The following is a 13,443-nucleotide window of genomic DNA, read 5'->3' on the forward strand; positions in this document are numbered from 1 at the left end:
GGCTCCGGGGGGGTAGAGCCGGTCCCGTTTCCCGGAAGGTCTCGAAGGTCAAGCCAAGGCCGGGCGTTCGTCAGCGCACCGTAAACCCGACGGCCCCCAGTCTATGCAGATTCGACATAAAGTCGCCCGATCACTCGGAGTTCCGTCGAGTGGCGACCAATTCGTGATCATTGGCCGATCACCCAAAACGGGAGTATTCGGGCGTTTGCCACGCGGGGGGTGCGGCGAGAACGCCTGTCCTAAGCGTCTGCAGCGTAGCGGAAGGAAGCGAGATCGTTCTGCTCTGGGCCATGGTTGATTGATTCAGAGGTAGATCACGCTATGTGATCACCCTGCCGAGCCCCGGCCATACCGATCATCTCGGCGAAGCCGCTCTCTTCGCGGTCGATCGCTTGCTCGGGCGCCCGCCCTTCTACCGGACGAAGATCCTTCGTTGGACCTCCGTTAACCCGGCCAAGGGGCTTGCGATCTGCGCTGATTCGGCGTAGACAGAATGCACGGACCAAGTGTCCGAGCACGGCAGCCGGGCACCCACGCGCGACCAGCCGCGGGAGGCGCGTCGAGACGGGCTTGACCCGATCCGACGATTTTGAGGTGCACGCTTGGTAACCCGGTGTGACGTGTCGGCGACGGCGTTCCTCCGGGAACGCCGTTCGCTTTGTCGCAGGCAGCCACCTGTTTCGGATCGGCCGAAATCGGCACTGATGAAACGATCTTCCGAGATCCATGCGTGCTTCCGAACCCCGTCCGCGTGCGACGAGCGGTTCTGCTCGCGTGAATCAACGAGCGCAGGCTCCGGTGGGTCCCCGACAGCCGGATAAAGCCGCGCGTCAACGGCGATCTCGCACGTCACCGGTCGATTGGCGCGGATTGATCATGACCGACGCCCGTCCCGCGCGCCGACGACCCGCACCGAGCGGATGGCACCACACGGCCGCGATCTCCGCGCCCACGATCCCGTACGGACGACTCTCCCACCGCGTGACCCGTCGCATTCAGCGCCGGCCACCCGCGCGTTCGGCGCCGGGCACCCACGTGATCGGCGCCCACCCGCAAGATCGGCGCTGTCCACTCGCATGATCGGCGTCGGCCACCTGCATGATCGGCGCGGTCAGCCGCGCATGAACGCCTCGCAGACCGCGAGCGCCTCGCGCGCGCCGAGTTCGACGGCCTCGGCGCAGTGGCTCACCCATCGCCCCACGCCCTCGGGGGTGCCGGTCGCGTAGCCGCGCAGCGCGTCGCCGTACGCGGCCCGCAGTTCGAGATGTCCGACCTCCGGGGCGGTCAGTGACTTCGGATCGAGGCCCCGGTCGACGAGGGTCAGCCGCGAGGCCGCGCGGGCCACGATGCCGTCGCCCCACCCGAACGGGCGCAGGGCGAGCAGTTCCCCGTGCACGATCGCGGCGATGACGATCGCCGGCGCCTCCGTCGTGATGGTCAGCAGGTCGCTGAGCACGTCGAGCCGCGCGGCGACGTCCGCGGGCGGCAGGGGCGTGCCGAGTTCCAGCGGGTCGGTCGCCTCGTCGTCCGGACGGGGCCGCCCGAGCGCGTCGGGGTCGAGGGCGTCCGCGGCCGCCAGCACGTGGAGCCGGGCGAGCGCCTGGCGCGGCGCCTTGTGCCAGGTGTCCGCGAGCGCGCCGAGCTCGGCCGACACGCGCAGGGCGCCCTGCACGACCGGGTCGTTCGTCAGGCCGCCGCGTACCTCTTCCAGCGGCACCGCGACCCCTTCCAGGGCCGCCGACGCGCGGGCGCCGCGCAGCGCCGACTCGGCGGACACCTCGGCGCTCCGCCGCCGCAGGATCCGGTGACCGAGCAACCGGTCGACGGCATCCCGGGCCCGGGCGACGGCCTCGGGAACTCCCGGCAGGCCTGCGACGTTGGCAAATGGGTCGCTCATTCGAACGCGCGGCGCTCGGTGGCCGTCCCGGTGGCGGACCGGTCCGGGAACGCCGCTTCCTCCTCGGGATGTCGGTGGCCGAACACGGCACGGCGCGGATGTCGCGGCGCGGGCCCCCGCCGGTGACGGGAACGGCGCCACCGCATGACCCTATGCCGCGAGCACCCCTTGTAACGACACATGCGAAGCTGCTGAAGTTGGCTTGGACCGTCCTGACCTCCCGAACCCCGAAGGAGCGCGCCGTGACGCAGGAAACCCCACACGAGACCCTCTCCAATCTTCTCCAGGAGAGTCGGCGGTTCGCTCCCCCGGAAAAGCTGGCCGCAGCGGCCAACGTCACCTCGGCGGCGTACGAGGAGGCGGCGGCGGACCGGCTGGCGTTCTGGGAGGAACAGGCCAAACGCCTGCACTGGACCGCCGAGTGGGACACGACCCTCGACTGGTCGAACCCGCCGTTCGCCAAGTGGTTCGTCGGGGGGAAGCTGAACGCCGCGTACAACTGCGTCGACCGGCACGTCGAGGCGGGCAACGGCGACCGCGTGGCGTACCACTGGGAGGGTGAGCCCGGCGACACCCGCACGATCACGTACGCGGACCTCAAGCGCGAGGTCTCGAAGGCCGCGAACGCCCTGCTCGAGCTCGGCGTCCAGAAGGGCGACCGTGTCGCGATCTACATGCCGATGATCCCGGAGACGGTGTTCGCGATGCTGGCCTGCGCCCGCATCGGCGCGCCGCACACGGTGGTCTTCGGCGGGTTCTCCGCCGACGCGCTGCGCGGGCGCATCGAGGACTGTGACGCGCACGTCGTCATCACCGCGGACGGCGGCTACCGCCGGGGCGCGCCGAGCGCGCTCAAGCCGAACGTCGACGAGGCCGTCGCGGGCGTCGACCACGTGCGCAACGTCCTCGTCGTCCGCCGTACCGGCCAGGACGTCGCCTGGACCGAGGGCCGCGACATCTGGTGGCACGACCTCGTCGACCGGCAGAGCGAGGAGCACGAGCCGGAGGCGCACGACGCGGAGCACCCGCTGTACGTCATGTACACCTCGGGCACCACCGCCAAGCCCAAGGGCATCCTGCACACCACCGGCGGGTACCTCACGCAGGTGTCCTGGACGCACCACGCGGTGTTCGACCTCAAGCCGGAGACGGACGTCTTCTGGACAGCGGCCGACATCGGCTGGGTGACCGGCCACTCCTACATCGTGTACGGGCCGCTGTCCAACGGCGCGACCAGCGTCATGTACGAGGGCACGCCCGACACCCCGCACAAGGGCCGCTGGTGGGAGCTGGTCGCCAAGTACAAGGTCTCGATCCTGTACTGCGCGCCGACCGCGATCCGCACGTTCATGAAGTGGGGCGAGGACATCCCCGCCCAGCACGACCTGTCGTCGCTGCGGCTGCTGGGCTCGGTCGGCGAGCCGATCAACCCGGAGGCGTACGTCTGGTACCGCAAGAACATCGGCGCCGACCGTACGCCGGTGGTCGACACCTGGTGGCAGACCGAGACCGGCTCGATCATGGTCAGCCCGCTGCCGGGCGTCACGCACGGCAAGCCCGGCGCGGCGATGCGGCCGCTGCCCGGCATCGAGGCCGACGTCGTCGACGACCAGGGCAAGTCGGTGCCGAACGGCGGCGGCGGCTTCCTCGTCGTCAAGGAGCCGTGGCCGTCGATGCTGCGCACGATCTGGGGCGACGACGAGCGGTTCATCAAGACCTACTGGTCGCGCTTCGAAGGGCTGTACTTCGCCGGCGACGGCGCGAAGAAGGACGACGACGGCGACTTCTGGCTGCTCGGCCGGGTCGACGACGTCATGCTGGTCTCCGGCCACAACATCTCGACCACCGAGGTCGAGTCGGCGCTGGTGTCGAACCCGAAGGTCGCCGAGGCGGCCGTGGTGGGCTCCACGGACCCGGTCACCGGGCAGGCCATCGTCGCGTTCGTCATCCTGCGCGGGGAGGTCGTCGACGACGGCGAGGCGCTGGTCGCCGAGCTGCGCGACCACGTCGCCAAGCACCTCGGCCCGATCGCCAAGCCCCGGCAGATCATGATCGTGCCGGAGCTGCCGAAGACCCGGTCCGGAAAGATCATGCGGCGGCTGCTCCGTGACGTCGCGGAGAACCGCTCGCTCGGTGACGTCACCACGCTGACGGACAGCACGGTGATGGACCTCATCAAGGACCAGATGCCGGCCGCGTCGAGCGACGAGTAAGGGCGGCGAACGGGTGAGCGCGGCCTCCGGGTCCGCGCTCACCCGTCGCGGCGGTACCGGCCCGCCGCCGGAGGCGTCGGAACCCATCACCGGTAATCTCGGACAGTCGCGTGCCGATAAGCCGTTCTTTTGCCGGGACTTCGCCGGTTCACTCCTCATCGGCGATTCGGTCTATTCGGATCCTGCCCGATCCGGGAGAGTGGCGACCTGCACTGAGAGGAGAAACATGACCGAGGTACGGCCGAACGGCCAGTATGACGACAAATCACTCGGCGAGCTGGTCGCCATCGCCACGGGCAGCGTCTCCCGCCTCGTGAAGTCGGAGCTCGAGCTCGCCAAGCTGGAGCTGAAGGGCGACGCGAAGAAGGCCGCCCTCGGTAGCACCCTGTTCGCGGTCGCCGGCGTGATCGGCGGGGTCGTCGTCATCCTGTTGTCGATCGCCCTCGCGTACGGCCTGGTCGCGCTCGGCATCTGGAACTGGGCCGCATTCCTCATCGTCGCCGGGTTCTACGTCCTGCTGGCGGCCGTGCTGATCCTCATCGGCCTGTGGCGGATGAAGAAGATGAGCGGCGCCAAGCGGTCCCGGCAGTCCGTCATGGAGGACTTCGCCATGCTCCGCCGGGGCGGCGACTCCGAAGACAAGCCCGCTCCGGCGGAGTGACGCCCTTCGCGCGGAGGCCCGCGCCGGCGGAGTGACGCCCACAGAAGAGGAGCCCGCGCGGGCGGAGTGACGTCCACCGGCGCTCGCCGGGGACCGATGAAGGGGGGCCGTACGTGACCGACGAGTCCGTCGTTCAAATCGACGGCCCGTGGCGGCACCGGTCGGTGAGCGCGGGCGGTACGCGCTTCCACGTCGTCGAGATCGGCGAGGGGCCGCTCGTCCTGCTGCTCCACGGATTCCCGCAGTTCTGGTGGTCGTGGCATCGCCAGCTCGTGTCGCTGGCCGAGGCCGGGTTCCGGGCGGCGGCCGTCGACCTGCGCGGGTACGGCGGCAGTGACAAACCACCACGCGGGTACGACCTGATCACGCTGGCCCGGGACGCCGCCGGCCTGATCCGGGCGCTCGGCGAGGCGAACGCGACCGTCGTCGGGCACGACTGGGGCGGCCTGCTCGCCTGGACGATGGGCGTCTACCAGCCGCGTGTCGTGCAACGGCTGGTCGCGGTATCGGCGCCGCACCCCCTGCGCATCCGTACCGCGATGGCGACGGACCTGCGCGGCCAGGCCTGGGCGGCCCGGCACACCTTCGGCTTCCAGTTGCCGATGGGACCGGAGCGGCTGCTCGTACGGGACGACGCCGCCCAGGTGGGCCGGGTGCTGCACGCCTGGTCGGCGCCGGGCTGGCCCGACTCCGGCAGCGAGCGGCTGTACCGCTCGGCCTTCCAGATCCCCGGCGTCGCGCACTGCGCGCTGGAGTACCACCGCTGGGCGGTGCGGTCGATGCTGCGCCCGGACGGACTGCGGTACGCCCGGCGGATGCGCACCCCCATCCGCGTCCCCACCCTTCAGCTGCACGGCTCGCTGGACGGCTACGTGCTGCCCCGCAGCGCGCAGGGGTCGGGCCGGTTCGTCGACGCGCCGTACCGGTGGCGGCTGATCGACGGCGTCGGGCACTTCCCGCAGGAGGAACGCCCGGGGGCCTTCGACGCCGAGCTCCTCTCCTGGCTCGCGGAACCCCACCCGGACCGCCGCCGCCCCGACTGAGGCCGTCCGGAGCGGACAATAGGACCATGCGCGATCGAGATGAGGTGGGGCGGGCACGCAACGCACGGCCCCGTGACGCGTACGGTCGGCCGCTGCCGCATGGGGCGGTCGGGGAGGAGCGCGTCCCGGACGACTACGCGGCCGAGCCCGCCGAGGCCCTGGCCGAGGCGCAGCGGCTGCTCGACGCGGACCGGCCCTTCCACGCCCACGAGGTGCTGGAGGCCGCCTGGAAGGCCGCGCCGGAGGCCGAGCGCGCCCTGTGGCAGGGGCTGGCCCAGCTGGCGGTCGGATTCACCCACGTACGGCGCGGAAACGCGCGAGGGGCCTGCACGCTGCTGCGCCGCGCCGCCGACCGCATCGCGCCGTACACGGACACCGCCGTGCCGCACGGGAGTGCCGCCGCGCCGCACGGGATCGCGGTGGCCGACCTCGCGGGTACGGCGCGCGAGCTGGCCGACCGCATCGAGCGCGATGGCCTGGCGGCGGTCACGGACGCGGACCTGGCTCCCCGCCTCGCCCAGCCGATTTAGGACGTGTTCGGTGGATCACGTGCTGGTCGATCTGTGGGGGCGTACCGGATGCTCGGGAAAGGCCCCACCCGTGGTGCCGATATGCGGGTTCTGCCCCGGTCCTGGACCGTGGTCGTCGAGCATTCGGGTACACCGTGGGCGGCGGACCGGAGCCGTCCCGGCTACCTAGTCCGAGCAGGACTGCGTCGAGACGCTGCCGCTCGCGTTGATGCCCGCCTCGGCGTCCGGCGCGACCTCGTGGGCGGTGAGGGCGTACCCGGTCTCCTTGTTGTCCAGGGCGGCGGCGAAGACGACGCCGTACACCCTGCCGGACGGGGACAGCAGCGGGCCGCCGGAGTTGCCCTGCTCGACCAGTGCGCGGATGGCGTAGATCTCGCGGGTGACCTGGCCGGAGTGGTAGATGTCGGGGCCCTTGGCCTTCTGCTTGGCACGGATCCGGGCCGCGCGGGGGGTGAACGGCTGGTTCTTCGGGAAGCCGGCGACCACGGCGTCGTCGCGGCTCTGGGCGCCCTCGTCGAATTTCAGGGACGGCAGGTTCAGCCCCGGCACGTCGAGGACGGCGATGTCCCGCTTGTCGTCGTACAGCACGACCTTCGCGTGGTAGTTGCCGTCCTTCTCCGTGTAGACGGTCGGGCCGGAGTCCACACCCGCGACGACGTGCGCGTTGGTCATGACGCGGCCGGGCGCGTACACGAAGCCGGTGCCCTCGATCCTGCGCTGGCAGCTGTGCGCCGTGCCCATGATCTTGACGATGCTCTTGCGGGCGGCCAGCAGCTGCGGGGTGTTGAGGATCTTGGTGTCGGGCGGCGGCACCTCGGCGATGGGCTCACCCCCGAGACCGCCGAACACCTGCGGGAACTCCGTCTTGGACACGAAGCCGCGGAAGGAGGAGAACCAGGTGTTCGCCTGCTGCGGCATGAACGTGTCGACGCCGTGCAGCACCTGGGAGCTCTTGACCTGGGTGCGCAGCCAGACGATCGGCGAGGTCACCAGGGCGCTGCCGATGAACCACGCGACGACGAGCAGCGCGACGCTGCTGACGCAGGCGCCGCCGACGGCGTCGACGCTCCGGGCCGACTCCCAGGTCACGCGGCTGCGCAGCGCGGACCCGACGGAGGAGGCGATGAGCTGCCCGAGCGTCGCGGCCAGGAAGGCGATGACCACGGCGAGCAGCGCCTGCTGCGCCGCTCCGTCGACGACCGCCTTGACCAGAGGTGGGGCGATCAGCATGCCGAGGACGACGCCGCCGACGAAGCCGACGAAGCTGAGGACGCCCACGATGAAGCCCTGTCGGTACCCCGAGATGGCAAAGAGCACGACGAGCACCAGCAGGATGAGATCAAGAACGTGATCGCCCAGCACCGGTCAACCGTATAGCGCATTCGGCCCCGAGGACGTCCCCTCCCTGGACCAGATCGGCCGCGGAGACGTACGAACCGGGGACTACTCGCGCCGCCCGAGGTCGATGACCTCGGCGGGGAGGTCCTCGACCCGCGTGGTGTCCCAGGGACGATCCCAGCCGCCCGCCTCGAGCACCGCGTGCAGGATTCCGGCGGTGAACCCCCACACGAGCATCCCCCGGACGCGGAACGCCGGGCCGAGGTGCCCGGAGGGCCCGCGGATGCGCAGTCGGTTGGCCGGGTCCGTCAGCTCGGACAGGGGGACCCGCGCGACCGAGGCCACCTCGCGAGGGTCGGCCGGGCCCACGGCGGACGGCTCCCGCCACCAGGCGACGACCGGGGTGACGCGGTACCCGCTGTGCGCGACGTACATCTCCGGCATGGTCGCCAGGACGGCCACGCCGGAGGAGTCCACCCCGGTCTCCTCGGTCGCCTCGCGCAGGGCCGCCCCGACCGGCCCGTCGTCCCCGGGGTCGACGCCGCCGCCGGGGAACGCCGGCTGCCCGGCGTGCTTGCGCAGCGTGTCCGCGCGCTGGAGGAGCAGGAGGTCCGGGCCGTCGGGCCCCTCACCGAACAGGATGAGCACCGCGGCGGCGCGGGCGCCGTTCGCGGGCGGACGAAAGAGCGCGGGGACCTGCATCCGGGGTGCCTTGGCCGCGAACCCGCGCAACCACTCCGGGCAGTCCGTCCCAGGGTCGACCGACATCATTGAAGGTTCAACCGGCTCGGGCGCTTGATCCTTCCCCGTCACGAGACCTGTTCCTTCCCGGTCACGAGAACGGACCGGGCTTCACCAGCTTGCGGGCGGTCTCCTCATCGGTCGGACCTTCGCCGTACGACGGGCAGAGCCGGGCGAGCGGGCAGGCCCCGCAGGCCGGGCGCCGCGCCTGGCAGATGCGCCGGCCATGCCAGATCAGCCGGTGCGACAGGATCGTCCAGTCCTTGCGCGGGATCAGCTCCCCGACCTCGTACTCGATCTTCACCGGGTCGGTCTCGGTGGTCCAGCCGAACCGCCTGCTCAGCCGCCCGAAGTGCGTGTCGACCGTGATGCCCGGCACGTCGAAGGCGTTGCCGAGCACGACGTTGGCGGTCTTGCGCCCCACGCCGGGCAGCGTCACGAGCTCCTCGAGGGTGTGCGGCACCTCGCCGCCGAACCGGTCGCACAGCTCCTGGCCGAGCTTCAGCAGGCTGTTGGTCTTGGCCCGGAAGAAGCCCGTCGACTGGATGATCTTTTCCACCTCTTCCCGGTCGGCCGCCGCGAGGTCAGCGGCGGTCGGGAATCGGGCGAAGAGGGTCGGGGTGACCATGTTGACTCGCTTGTCCGTCGTCTGCGCGGACAAGATCGTCGCAACCAGGAGCTGGAACGGATCGACGAAATCAAGCTCACAGTGCGCATCCGGGTACACTTCCGCGAGCTCTCGATTGATCCGGCGAGCCCGGCGTACGAGGGCGAGACGCGACTCCGGTTTGCGTGGCACGAACGCAAGGGTAACGGGGGGGTCGACCAAAACTCATCCTGCGATGTGCGTCACACTGTGGTGGTACGTCAGCAAGGAGGAAACGTGAACGACCGCGACGTGGAGGTTCTGGGACGGGCCCCACTGTTCGAAGCACTCGACGAGGAAGGGGCGAAGGCGCTTCGCGCCATCGTGTCAGAGGTCCACCTCTCACGCGGTCAGACGCTGTTCTCCGAGGACCAGGAGGGCGACCGGCTCTACGTCGTCCTCGATGGCAAGATCAAGCTCACCCGGACGGCACCCGACGGCCGGGAGAACCTTCTGAGCGTGCTCGGCCCCAGCGAGATGTTCGGCGAGCTGTCCCTGTTCGACCCCAGGCCGCGTACGGCCAGCGCCATCGCCGTGACCGAGTCGCGGCTGGCCGGGGTGGGCCACAACGACCTGTGGCCGTTCCTCAAGGTCCACCCCGAGATAAGCATTCACCTGCTCCGCGCACTCGCCCAGCGTCTGCGCCGGACCAACGAGAACATGGCCGACCTCGTCTTCACGGACGTGCCCGGCCGGGTCGCCAAGGCCCTGCTCGACCTCGCGGAGCGGTTCGGCCAGCCGAGCGAGAGCGGTCTGCACGTCCACCACGACCTGACGCAGGAGGAGCTCGCCCAGCTCGTCGGCGCGTCCCGGGAGACGGTGAACAAGGCCCTCGCCGACTTCGCCCAGCGTGGCTGGCTGCGCATCGAGGCCCGCGCCGTACAGGTCCTCGACATCGACCGCCTCCGCAAGCGCTCGCGCTGAGCGGGTCCTGGCCGAGCGGGTTTCCGTTGAGCGGGTTCTGGCCGAGCGGGTCCCGTCAGATGACGCCGCGCTCGGCCAGGTAGTCGAGCTGGGCCTGGACGGCCCACTCGGCGGCCGGCCACAGCGACCGGTCGACGTCGGCGTAGACCCGCTCCACGACGTCCCGGGCCGTCCGCGCGCCGGCCGCGACTGCGGCCTCGACCTGCTGGAGGCGTTCGCGCCGGTGGGCGAGGTAGTGGTCGAGCGCGCCGACGGGGTCGTCGAGCCGGGGGCCGTGGCCCGGCAGGATCACGCTCGTCCCCTCGGCCATCGCCCGCAGCCGGTCCAGTGAGGCGAGGTAGTCCCCGAGCCGGTCCACCACCGTGGTGCCGTAGCCGAGCACCGTGTCACCGGTGAGCACGGCCCGGTCACCCGGCAGCCAGAAGCACAGCGAGTCGTGGGTGTGGCCCGGGGTCTCCATGACCCGCAGCTCCAGGCCGTCCAACTCCACCACGTCGCCCTCCCCCAGGCCCTCCTCGCCCAGCCGCAGGGCCGGGTCGAGCGCCCGGATGGGGACGGGGTGGGAGTTCCCGGCGGCGAACTCGGCGAACCGCCGCGCGCCCTCGGCGTGGTCCGGATGGCCGTGCGTGAGGAGCACGAGGGCCACGCGTCCCGCCTGGGCGGCGACCCGGCGCAGGTGCTCCTCGTGCTCCGGCCCCGGATCGACGACGATCGACCGCTCGGCGCCCGGCTCGCGGAGCACCCAGGTGTTCGTACCGTCCAGGGTCATCGGCGAGGGGTTCGGCGCCAGCACGCACCGGGCCCGCTCGGTGCCCATACCGTCGATGCCGCTCACGGCCGGGCTCCGGGAACGTGGCCGTCGAGTTCCGGCGGCAGGACGAGGTAGACGCCGTCACCGGTCACGCGCGTCTCGGGCAGCCGGGGCCGTACGTCCCGCTCGGCGGCGAGGACCGCGGCGACCGAGTCGTACGCCGTCAGCTCGGTGAGCGTGACCATGGTCGGCGGCAGCAGCGCCATCTCGCCGCGCCGGGCGGCCTCGACCGCCTCCTGCGGGCGTACCCACGTCACCCGGTCGGACTCGGTGCTGACGTCGCGGGTGCGCTGGCCGGCGGGCAGCGCCGCGACGAAGAACCTGGTGTCGTAGCGGCGTTCCTCGATGACGGGCGTGATCCAGTGCGCCCAGGGGCGCAGCAGGTCGCCGCGCAGGACGAGGCCGCGCTTGTCGAGCAGCGCGGCGAGGGACAGCGAACGGTCCAGCAGCGCCTGCCGGTCCGCCTCCCAGTCGTCGCCGCTGATGTCCCCCGCGATCAGGTCCGCCGTGGGTCCCGCGAGGAGCACGCCCGACTCCTCGAACGTCTCACGGACGGCCGCGCACACCAGCTCACGGGCGAGGGTCTCCCCGGCGCCGAACGCCGCGCCCCACTCCTCCGGCGACGGCCCGGCCCAGCCCACCGTACGGTCGCCGTCCCGCGCGTCCACCGAACCGCCGGGGAAGACGTACGCGCCCGGCGCGAATGGCATCGACGACACCCGGCGCAGCATGTACACCTCGATGCCGCCGCTCGGGGCGTCGCGGAGCAGGACGACCGTGGAGGCGTCCCGTGGCGCGGCCGGCTCCGCCCGGCCCTCCTCGATGTCGCGGGCGCGCTGGGCGAATTGGTCCGGCAGCCGAAGGCCGGAAACGTCCGTCAACGGGGCCTCCTCGTTCACGGGGGGGTCGGGACGCCGGCCGGCGGGTGCCGGCACGGCGTCCCGTAAGGCTCTGTCCGCCGAACGTTATTCGACTTCGGCGATCAGTTCGACCTCGACGGGCGCGTCCTTCGGCAGCACCGCGACGCCCACCGCGCTGCGGGCGTGCCGGCCCGCGTCGCCGAACACCTCGCCGAGCAGGTCGCTCGCCCCGTTGATCACCTGCGGCTGGCCGTAGAAATCCGGCGCGCTGGCCACGAAGCCGACGACCTTGACGATGCGCCGCACCCGCGACAGCTCCCCGACCTCGGCCTTCAGGGCGGCGATCGCGTTGAGCGCGGCCGTACGGGCCAGCCCGGCGGCCTCCTCCTCGGTGACCTCCGCGCCGACCTTGCCGGTCGCGAGCAGCTTGCCGTCGGCGATCGGCAGCTGGCCCGACGTGTAGACGAGGTTCCCGGACCGGGCGGTCGGGACGTACGACGCCAGCGGCGCGACGACGTCCGGCAGCTCCAGGCCGAGCTCGCGGACCCTCTCCTCCGGGGTGCTCACTGCTTCTCCCGCTTGAGGTAGGCCACGAGGTTCTCGGGGTTCGGGCCGGGGATGACGGTGACGAGCTCCCACCCGTCCTCGCCCCAGTTATCCAGGATCTGCTTCGTCGCGTGCACGAGCAGTGGAACGGTCGCGTACTCCCACTTCTTCATGGGGGAACGCTACTACCGCTGGGTGGGCGGCTCCTCGTGGCGTGCGGCGATGCCGGGCTGCTCCTTCGCCTCCAGTCCGGGCACAGGCGGTACCTCCTTGACGGAGTCGATCGACGCCGGCTCACCGGCCTCGGCCAGCTCCTCCTCGGCCTTGGCGAGGCGCTCGGCGAGGTCGGTCCGGGGCGTGCCCTCACGCGGTGTCTGGTCCCCGCCGGCGGCGCGGTCGAAGAAGCGCAGCAGCTCCACGGGGAACGGCATGACGAGCGTGCTGTTCTTCTCGGCGGCGACCTCCACCACCGTCTGCAGCAGCCGGAGCTGGAGGGAGGCGGGGTCCTGCGCCATGACCTCGGCCGCGGCCGCCAGTCGCTTGGACGCCTGGAACTCACCGTCGGCGGTGATGATGCGGGCCCGGCGCTCCCGCTCCGCCTCGGCCTGGCGCGCCATCGACCGCTTCATGCCCTCCGGCAGCGAGACGTCTTTGATCTCCACCCGCTCGATCTTGACGCCCCAGGGCGCCTCGGTCATGCCGTCCATGATCTGGCGGAGCTCGGCGTTGATCGACTCGCGGTCGGACAGCAGCTGCTGCATGTCCGCGCGGCCGATGACCGAACGCAGCGACGTCTGCGCCACCTGCGAGATGGCCCAGTTGTAGTTCTGCACGTTGACGATCGCCTTCACCGGGTCGATCACCCGGAAGTAGACGACCGCGTCGACGCGGACGCTGACGTTGTCCTGGGTGATGCCCTCCTGCGCGGGCACGCCCATCGCCACCGTCTGCATGTTGACCTTCGTCATCCGGTCGATCACGGGGAAGATCAGCGTCAGGCCCGGCGGCCGGAAGTGCGACTGCACCTGGCCGAGGCGGAAGACCACGCCGCGTTCGACCTGCTGAACGACCTTGATCGACGACAGGATGATCAGCAGGATCACGAAGCCGATGACGCCTAGGAGCACGAATGCCGCTTCAGCCACGGCGCTCACCTTTCTGACGGCCGATTCCCTCATGTCCGACACTAGTCGTCGGATCCCCTGAGGTGGCAGACGTCACCTTGCGGGGGTT

Annotated in this window: 14 protein-coding genes; 5 read left to right on the forward strand and 9 right to left on the reverse strand. The window is 71.1% G+C overall.

Annotation, left to right across the window (positions count from 1 at the left end):
- Positions 1 to 1,111: 1,111 nt before the first annotated feature.
- Positions 1,112 to 1,897 (reverse strand): Fic family protein, encoded by a 786-nt coding sequence (locus ABD978_RS39280; protein WP_345365988.1) that lies wholly within the window; start codon positions 1,895 to 1,897, stop codon positions 1,112 to 1,114.
- Between the two features lie 242 nt (positions 1,898 to 2,139).
- Here ABD978_RS39280 and acs point away from each other — a divergent pair, with 242 nt between their 5' ends.
- The 4 genes from acs to ABD978_RS39300 all read left to right on the forward strand — a co-directional run bounded on the left by acs (position 2,140) and on the right by ABD978_RS39300 (position 6,344).
- Positions 2,140 to 4,110 (forward strand): acetate--CoA ligase, encoded by a 1,971-nt coding sequence (acs, locus tag ABD978_RS39285; RefSeq protein ID WP_345365990.1) that lies wholly within the window; start codon positions 2,140 to 2,142, stop codon positions 4,108 to 4,110.
- A 226-nt stretch (positions 4,111 to 4,336) separates the two neighbouring features.
- Complete coding sequence (locus ABD978_RS39290; protein ID WP_345365992.1) at positions 4,337 to 4,771, forward strand: phage holin family protein; 435 nt, start codon at positions 4,337 to 4,339, stop codon at positions 4,769 to 4,771.
- Between the two features lie 113 nt (positions 4,772 to 4,884).
- The gene (locus ABD978_RS39295) at positions 4,885 to 5,814 is read left to right on the forward strand and encodes an alpha/beta fold hydrolase (protein ID WP_345365995.1); all 930 of its coding nucleotides are present in this window, start codon (positions 4,885 to 4,887) and stop codon (positions 5,812 to 5,814) included.
- Between the two features lie 26 nt (positions 5,815 to 5,840).
- A complete protein-coding gene (locus ABD978_RS39300) occupies positions 5,841 to 6,344 on the forward strand; it encodes a DUF309 domain-containing protein (RefSeq protein WP_345365997.1) in 504 nt (167 codons plus the stop codon).
- A 165-nt stretch (positions 6,345 to 6,509) separates the two neighbouring features.
- Here ABD978_RS39300 and ABD978_RS39305 read toward each other — a convergent pair whose 3' ends face one another.
- From ABD978_RS39305 to nth, 3 genes are all read right to left on the reverse strand, one after another.
- Positions 6,510 to 7,706 (reverse strand): MarP family serine protease, encoded by a 1,197-nt coding sequence (locus tag ABD978_RS39305; protein WP_425550817.1) that lies wholly within the window; start codon positions 7,704 to 7,706, stop codon positions 6,510 to 6,512.
- Positions 7,707 to 7,787: 81 nt separating this feature from the next.
- Positions 7,788 to 8,450 (reverse strand): NUDIX hydrolase, encoded by a 663-nt coding sequence (locus ABD978_RS39310; protein WP_345365999.1) that lies wholly within the window; start codon positions 8,448 to 8,450, stop codon positions 7,788 to 7,790.
- A gap of 64 nt (positions 8,451 to 8,514) precedes the next feature.
- Positions 8,515 to 9,222 carry an endonuclease III gene (gene nth, locus ABD978_RS39315; RefSeq protein WP_345366001.1) on the reverse strand — a complete coding sequence of 236 codons (708 nt, stop codon included), beginning with the start codon at positions 9,220 to 9,222 and terminating at the stop codon, positions 8,515 to 8,517.
- An 84-nt stretch (positions 9,223 to 9,306) separates the two neighbouring features.
- Here nth and ABD978_RS39320 point away from each other — a divergent pair, with 84 nt between their 5' ends.
- Positions 9,307 to 9,993 (forward strand): Crp/Fnr family transcriptional regulator, encoded by a 687-nt coding sequence (locus ABD978_RS39320; protein ID WP_345366003.1) that lies wholly within the window; start codon positions 9,307 to 9,309, stop codon positions 9,991 to 9,993.
- 55 nt (positions 9,994 to 10,048) lie between these two features.
- On the opposite strand, the gene ABD978_RS39325 is transcribed toward ABD978_RS39320, so the two are convergent.
- From ABD978_RS39325 to ABD978_RS39345, 5 genes are all read right to left on the reverse strand, one after another.
- Positions 10,049 to 10,810: an MBL fold metallo-hydrolase gene (locus ABD978_RS39325; protein WP_345367406.1), complete on the reverse strand. Its 762-nt coding sequence runs from the start codon at positions 10,808 to 10,810 to the stop codon at positions 10,049 to 10,051.
- A gap of 14 nt (positions 10,811 to 10,824) precedes the next feature.
- Positions 10,825 to 11,685 (reverse strand): NUDIX hydrolase, encoded by an 861-nt coding sequence (locus tag ABD978_RS39330; protein ID WP_345366007.1) that lies wholly within the window; start codon positions 11,683 to 11,685, stop codon positions 10,825 to 10,827.
- A gap of 84 nt (positions 11,686 to 11,769) precedes the next feature.
- Positions 11,770 to 12,231, reverse strand: a complete 462-nt coding sequence (locus ABD978_RS39335; protein ID WP_345366009.1) for a RidA family protein — start codon at positions 12,229 to 12,231, stop codon at positions 11,770 to 11,772.
- Positions 12,228 to 12,383, reverse strand: coding sequence for a Sp36 family protein (gene sp36 / locus ABD978_RS39340; protein ID WP_252781158.1), 156 nt, complete (start codon positions 12,381 to 12,383; stop codon positions 12,228 to 12,230). Before sp36 ends, ABD978_RS39335 begins: the two co-directional genes overlap by 4 nt.
- A 12-nt stretch (positions 12,384 to 12,395) precedes the next feature.
- Positions 12,396 to 13,355, reverse strand: a complete 960-nt coding sequence (locus ABD978_RS39345; RefSeq protein ID WP_345366011.1) for a slipin family protein — start codon at positions 13,353 to 13,355, stop codon at positions 12,396 to 12,398.
- Positions 13,356 to 13,443: the final 88 nt, after the last annotated feature.

Source organism: Actinoallomurus liliacearum, from assembly GCF_039542035.1.
Classification (GTDB): Bacteria; Actinomycetota; Actinomycetes; order Streptosporangiales; family Streptosporangiaceae; genus Actinoallomurus; species Actinoallomurus liliacearum.

Bases quoted from the DNA above. Each gene is read 5' to 3' on its own strand.
- ABD978_RS39280 (WP_345365988.1), bottom strand. From the start codon at position 1,897: ATGAGCGACCCATTTGCCAACGTCGCAGGCCTGCCGGGAGTTCCCGAG.
- ABD978_RS39290 (WP_345365992.1), top strand. From the start codon at position 4,337: ATGACCGAGGTACGGCCGAACGGCCAGTATGACGACAAATCACTCGGC.
- ABD978_RS39300 (WP_345365997.1), top strand. From the start codon at position 5,841: ATGCGCGATCGAGATGAGGTGGGGCGGGCACGCAACGCACGGCCCCGT.
- ABD978_RS39325 (WP_345367406.1), bottom strand. From the start codon at position 10,810: ATGGGCACCGAGCGGGCCCGGTGCGTGCTGGCGCCGAACCCCTCGCCG.
- sp36 (WP_252781158.1), bottom strand. From the start codon at position 12,383: ATGAAGAAGTGGGAGTACGCGACCGTTCCACTGCTCGTGCACGCGACG.
- ABD978_RS39310 (WP_345365999.1), bottom strand. From the start codon at position 8,450: ATGTCGGTCGACCCTGGGACGGACTGCCCGGAGTGGTTGCGCGGGTTC.